Annotated in this window: 7 protein-coding genes; 5 read left to right on the forward strand and 2 right to left on the reverse strand. The window is 39.6% G+C overall.

Annotated features, from left to right (window positions below; genetic code table 11):
- Both ACH2DQ_RS15840 and ACH2DQ_RS15845 read left to right on the forward strand, forming a co-directional pair.
- A partial coding sequence (locus tag ACH2DQ_RS15840) for a hypothetical protein (RefSeq protein WP_395027383.1) occupies positions 1-444 on the forward strand: 444 nt, incomplete at its 5' end.
- Positions 434-763, forward strand: coding sequence for a helix-turn-helix domain-containing protein (locus ACH2DQ_RS15845; RefSeq protein WP_395027385.1), 330 nt, complete (start codon positions 434-436; stop codon positions 761-763). The genes ACH2DQ_RS15840 and ACH2DQ_RS15845, both read left to right, overlap by 11 nt.
- 148 nt (positions 764-911) lie before the next feature.
- Here the strand turns inward: ACH2DQ_RS15845 and ACH2DQ_RS15850 are convergent, their stop codons facing one another.
- Entirely contained in the window at positions 912-2,024 is a 1,113-nt protein-coding gene (locus ACH2DQ_RS15850; RefSeq protein ID WP_394915085.1) for a trimethylamine corrinoid protein 2, read from the reverse strand.
- A gap of 133 nt (positions 2,025-2,157) precedes the next feature.
- Positions 2,158-3,000: an AraC family transcriptional regulator gene (locus tag ACH2DQ_RS15855; protein WP_394915084.1), complete on the reverse strand. Its 843-nt coding sequence runs from the start codon at positions 2,998-3,000 to the stop codon at positions 2,158-2,160.
- Between the two features lie 875 nt (positions 3,001-3,875).
- On the opposite strand from ACH2DQ_RS15855, the gene ACH2DQ_RS15860 reads away from it, so the two are divergent.
- The 3 genes from ACH2DQ_RS15860 (at position 3,876) to ACH2DQ_RS15870 (ending at position 6,563) form a co-directional block, all read left to right on the forward strand.
- Entirely contained in the window at positions 3,876-5,042 is a 1,167-nt protein-coding gene (locus ACH2DQ_RS15860; protein ID WP_165907351.1) for a MarR family transcriptional regulator, read from the forward strand.
- Between the two features lies 1 nt (position 5,043).
- On the forward strand, positions 5,044-5,574 hold the full coding sequence (locus ACH2DQ_RS15865; RefSeq protein ID WP_115624444.1) for a hypothetical protein: 531 nt from the start codon (positions 5,044-5,046) through the stop codon (positions 5,572-5,574).
- A 62-nt stretch (positions 5,575-5,636) separates the two neighbouring features.
- Entirely contained in the window at positions 5,637-6,563 is a 927-nt protein-coding gene (locus ACH2DQ_RS15870) for a tyrosine-type recombinase/integrase (protein ID WP_115624443.1), read from the forward strand.
- Positions 6,564-6,609: the final 46 nt, after the last annotated feature.

The raw sequence follows: 6,609 nt of genomic DNA on the forward strand, positions 1-6,609 counted from the left end.
TCAGATCTGGAGAACGCCAGGGTAATCCTGAACTTTCCGTTTTTTGTTTCTGCCGGAAATACCGTTAACAATTACGAGGATGTGAGTGTCAGTTACCGAAATGCCAAAAAATATCTGTTTCTCCAATACACAAAAATGAGCAGCTTTATCTATCAGGATATGGACCTGCCTATTCCTTCTCTAAACGTCATCGAGCAGGACTACACCGATATAGCAGAACAGGATTATCTGACACAGGTAACCGCCCAGCTGGATAAAGCACTTCCTCCTTCCAAACATATTCCTTGTATACTTTCTGTTTTAAGCTGGTGTACTTCACAGACAAGTACCGATTTACACCCTCACACTTCCGTTATTGAATTATTAAAATGCTTAAAGCCCGAAATAGAAAATAATGCGGATATGATCGACTGCAACATATCCCTGCGTAGATGTGGTTATTAACGCGGTACACGAATTTTCCGACAAGGATATTTCACTAAAAACACTGGCTGCTAAGCTGAATATGCACCCTTCCTATCTGGGAAATATCTTTCATCAGCAGACGGGCTTTTATTTTAACGACTATCTGAATGATGAACGTCTGAAATATGCGGCAGGACTTTTGGAAAATACGGATATGAAACTGAAAGATATCGTGGATCAGGCAGGATTCTCCAGCCAGACTTACTTTAACCGCCTGTTTAAGAGACGATACGGTGCACCGCCAAATGCCTACCGGAGGGAGCTCCGCGCCAGAGCCTGTTTTAAAACTGATTTCTGACAGATGTGCGTCACAGATTCTGGGAGACTCGTTCAAAATGATTACGAAAAAGACTGCACAGAGGCATTTGTTTTTACAAAAGTCTCTGGAGCGTGTTTGAAAATTGCTTTCTGACACGCTCTGGTGCAGTCTTTTTATGTACTCCTAATCAGAAGGTCCCTTTTACATCGCTCCAGTTTTTCTCCGCATAAGCAATCAGCTGATTTGCCTGATCCAGAGGCATGTCATTGAAGAAGAGATACAGACCTTTCGAACCATATTTTTTAACAATTCTTTCCGTATTGCGGATCCAGTCATCAAATTCACCGGAATATACTTTTACCCATAATGCTTTATTGGCTGCTCTGGCTTTATCATAAATCACATCCCACTCTTCCAGTGTTCCGTCCGGTCCGTGGTCTCCGCTGGTCCATTGCAGTGCATTGATGCCGTCTACTTCCATCAATGCATCCATATGCTTAATTGCATCCGGTCCATCCAGATGATACAAGACGTTATCCACTCCCTTAACTGCCTGTTTCAGTGAATCCAATACGAATGTACGGAAATATTCCGGTGAGAGCAACGCAGAGTAATCACACTGCAGCTTCTGGGTTTTACCGCTACCGAATATCTGGAATACCGTGTAAGCACTTCCCCCTTCATACTGGGCATATTTATAAAAAGCATCGTAGTACTTCTGGTAGACATCGGTTACCTGCTGCACACGTCTTACTACCTCTTCTTCCTCATCGATCATATCATAGATCAGTTCCTGCGCACCGCGAAGAGAAGCCAAAACATCCACATTTTCCATCAGATCGGGTATTGCGATTGGAAAATCATTTCCAATTAATTTCTTACATTCATCAAAAAGTGCGATATGTTTCTTAAACCATATATTTTCCGGGTCAAATACCAGCGGTTTGCAACCTTCCCAGTCCTCTACACATGGCTCAAACCATACCGTTTTATCCTGAAATACAATTTCACTTCCCAGATAACCGGCGATAGAACCAGGACCAAAATCTGCATTCAGGTTCGGGAAACTCTCTCCCAGAAATTCATGCGTCTCGCAGTAATGACGGAAACGGTTCACAATTCCCTGGGCATTCATATATTTATCTTCCATATCTTTTGATTTTAAACCTGCCGGAAGTCCATATGGATCATATTCTGGTTTTATTCCTGTTACACGCATAATGGGTCTGCCTGTATTCTGGCATTTCCAGTAATCATCAAATCTTTGTTTTGTCGCTTCCCAATCTTTTTTATACTGCATAACTGCTCCTCCTTCAAACCCCGGGTTCCGTCCGTTCTGCCAAACTCCGGGGTTTCCTTATCTCCGCTATTTATAATCAAATCATAACATCGAATAAGCCAGGTTGCTTGCCCAATATCCAGTATTTTTTGCACTATATTTGGATTTTCCGGTAACTGCCCGGAGCGATCCCCTGGATCTTTTTAAATATCCGGTTAAAATAAGAAACACTGTTGAATCCGGTCTTCATAGCAATTTCAGTTATATTCAGCTCTGTGGTGGTCAAAAGCATACATGCCTGATTAATCCTGAGCTGGTCAATATATTCAAATATCCTCATATGCAGAATATTTTTAAAGCAGGAACAGAGGTAGCTCTTGTTCATCATTGCCACTTTTGCCAATTCATCCAATTCCAGCTGCTCCATATAGTGTTCATGGATATAATCCAAAACGGGCTGCAGCCGGATAAACGGTTTGTGCCGCTTCCCAAAATCCTCTTCCATGCAGCTGTCAATATAGAACCGGTAGAGCCTGGCAAGAAACAGCTGGGTCCAGGATTTTACAAAAAGCTCCCACCCGGTATGTTTTCCGGAGTATTCATCACAAATTTGTTCCAGATCATCTTTCAGACAGGAATATCCTTCCTGAACGGGCCTGATCCGGTTGGTAAAATTGGGGCTCCGGTTAAAGAAAGGCTCCAGAAACTGATACCCCTGATTCTTGTCCCAGAAAAATGCCGGATCAAATACAAGAACCTTCAACTGCAGACTTCCATCATGTACTGCCATATGGCGCTCCAGGTTATTGATGATAAAAATATCCCCTTCACAAATTTCATATTCTTTTTCTTCAATCAGGTAAAAACCCGTTCCCGATATCACGTAATTTATCTCCAGAAAATCGTGAGAATGAAAATACATCTGCCTGGAATTAGAAATGAATATCCGATAAGGAAATTCCGGTTTGAAGACCATTTTATCTTTAATACTGTCCATGTTAAATTCTCCCTTAATCGATCAGCTTGTATTTGGAAAATAGATCGGAAATCCATTCTCCACCCGAATCCTCAGAGCTGAGAAATGAATCCATACATATCCGCCATCCTTATGATGGATCCGCTAGGTCGCATCTACCTTCTACAAATACAATTTCAATTGCATCAGATGCCACTATCTCCTTATACAAAACTTATCGGCTGCAATTCTATTAATTGCTATTCTATCACACTCATTGAACTTACACCATGAAATCCGTATTGGTATATTATTGTTTTTTCATTGATAACTTTTTAACACTGCTGTATCTGCCATACACTTTTTTTCCCTGCGGAGTCTAACTTATAGGCACGTACCTTTACATAGTAAGTTTTTCTTTTCTTAAGCCCTGTAAATGAATGCCCATGAGGCAGAAAGAGCCGCAAAAGAAATGCTCACAGATTCGCCATATCGGCAGCACCTTGCAGGGTTACAAAAAAAGGATAAACCCACTGTAAGGGTTTATCCTTTTTACTTTCCATAATGCCGGCGACCGGAATCGAACCGGTACGGGCGATTAAGCCCGCAGGATTTTAAGTCCATGAATACCAATGGAACTTCCCGGAACTATCGGTATCAAAATGGTACTTAGAACCCACTGAAAAGCCCATAAAATAAGGACTTTTCTCTGCAGCACTGATTAAAAATACACTAAAATCAGTATAAAGCAGATTTTCTCGTTTTGCAAGGCAAAAAATACGTTTTAGGGACGATAAGGGACATTTCACAGGATGTTTCTATACAGGAAACAACAAGGTAGCCGTTAATATAACACCACTACTGATTAAGCAGGCGATTAATTTCGTCTGCTTTTCTTTATCAAAGGAGAAAGATTTATGGATTATGAATTAGAGCTAAAACAAATTGTAGATTTTCCACGTTGCAGAATGTACCGGGAATTTATACGTACCTTGATTGCCGACAAGAGCATCCGGACAAACGGATGCTCTTATCTTTTTTACTATATCGTTCTGTGCTCTTACGCAAACTACAGAACATCCTACAATCGGATAGACGGCATCGTATATACCGTCAGTCCCGGTGAGTGGGTGTGTCATATCTCAGAATTACAGGTTTGGTTTCGCTGCCGCTTTCAGCACCAGGTATTATCTATACTTCAGTATTTTGAGGAGCAGCATTACATCACCTATTCTATATTGGGAAAAAACAAAATAATTAAGTTTAAAATCAGTGACTGGCAGAAAGACAATACTGTACTGGAATATAATTATCCTTGTAAAAAAAATGCCGGCTTCTTCTTTTTTACAATAGCCAAGGTCCATGAGTTAATCAGTATAGGGAAATGCTCTGAAATGGATATAATTTTAGATTTATGGATCCACGCTATTTATAACGACCCTTCGGTACAAGGCTCTCAACCAGGTCCCGTTGTATATTATCGTAACAATACCCATAATCCTTTAGTCAATTATCAGAGCCTTGGTGAGAGGTGGGGTATATCAAAAGCATCTGTATCTCGTATGCTGAAAAAATTAGAAGAAAAGGAGTACATTACTCTGATTAATTTTAAGGGGAGGCATGGCAGTGTCATTTATCTCAACAACTATTTATCTGTCATGTTTAATGTAAGTGATGTCATGATTGACAAAGAGGAGGTTGCTATGACTATGCAATTACCAATCCATATCCCGGACAGCGAGGAACCATCCAAATGCGTTTCAAAATGTGTGACAGATGACCAGTTAACAGTTTCAGAAAATAATTTATGCGTTCCGAAACCGCATATGAAATATATCATCCAAAAAGTAGTCGAACTACTGGATTCTCAAGGGATTCCATGCTGCCACTGTGAGAAGACGGAGTATATATTATCTCCTTTATCAGACTGCAAGAGTACAGTAATTCAATATGCTCTAAGTATTATCTGCCCTTTCGGGAATATGAAATACCAGTTTGAATTGACATTAACCTCAAAATCACCGGATGTCCAATTCGCATTGCAACCCCAACAGGAATGTATCAAACAGGAAGGGAGAATATAAGATGGCAATGAAAAAAGAAAGAAACTTTCCTACCCCAGAAGAGGATCCTCGTTTTCACGACACTTATCAATTTCTGCGGCATTATCGGGATGCTACTTACAGCCTGAAGGTTGTGGTACATCAGTTGGAAATGCAGTTCCAGATTGAATTTGGAAATAGCATAGATGAATTTCTGGACTCCATCTATGTCGCTGGCGCTGAGTTAAATGGAACGGGTATAGAAGAACGTGCAAAAAGTATTGAGCGAAGCAATAAAATGTTAAAACTTCTGGATTCTGCAGTAGATTTACTACGTACCAATCACAAATATGGTGAACAATTTTACTGGATTCTTTATTACTCGTATTTGTGCCCTCAAGAATTAAAAAACACAGACAAAATCATCGAAAAGTTGGAAGCACACATAAGCAATATCTCTTATCGCACCTACTACCGGAAGCGTAGAGCTGCGATTGAAGCTTTAAGCACAGTTCTTTGGGGATTTACAACTAAGGAAACTCTTAATATTTTAAACCGATTTTTCCCTGAATAGCGTTAGACATTTTATAAATAGGCACTCATAATGAACATAAAAACACTAAGGAGTGCCTATTTATGAGAAATTTAGAAATACTAATTGCAAACTATTTGAAATACTGTAAGGAAATCAAACAATTAGATTCCAAAACAATTAAAGCATACCGTATTGACCTGACTCAGTTTAGCAGTTTCACTTTAGAATATCCATCTTGTATTGACAAAACGACACTGAATGAATACATATCATCTCTTCACCAAAAATTTCAACCAAAGACAGCCAAACGAAAGATTGCAGTTATAAAAGCATTTTTTCAATACCTGATTTATGAAGAGACAATTGCCTTTAATCCATTTAGCAAAATCAATGTAAAGTTTCGCGAACCTATAACACTGCCACGGATTATACCAGAAGAGATCATTGCGAAATTCATCTCCACCATGTATACGGAAAAACTAGCTGCATCAACCACATACCAAAGTAACACTATCCTTCGTGACATTGCCGTAGTGGAACTTTTATTTGCTACTGGTGTCAGGATTTCAGAGCTATGTACCTTAACCACTCAGCAAGTAGATTTATCATCTTACAAAATATTGATTTGGGGTAAGGGGGCAAAGGAGCGGATGATCCAAGTCGGAAATACAGATGTTCGCAAAGCTTTACTGGAATACTATAATACTTTCAAATCGGACATAGAATCCTCCGGGTGGTTTTTTGTAAACAGGCTCCACCAGAGATTTTCTGAGCAATCGGCCCGTGACATGATTGTAAAATATCTGAACAAAGCATTGATTGACTTACATATAACCCCTCATATGTTCCGTCATTCATTTGCCACACTTCTCTTGGAAGCCGATGTTGATATTCGGTACATACAAAAAATGCTCGGACATAGTTCAATTAAAACTACAGAAATATACACAAATGTATCTATGACAAAGCAGAACGATATTTTAACGACAAAGCATCCGAGAAATTTTATGGATCTTAAGAAGCAATAGACTCCTTATTTCTGTTCTTCTGAACCGAGGATAATATATGATTATC

The organism is Robinsoniella sp. (genome assembly GCF_034124845.1).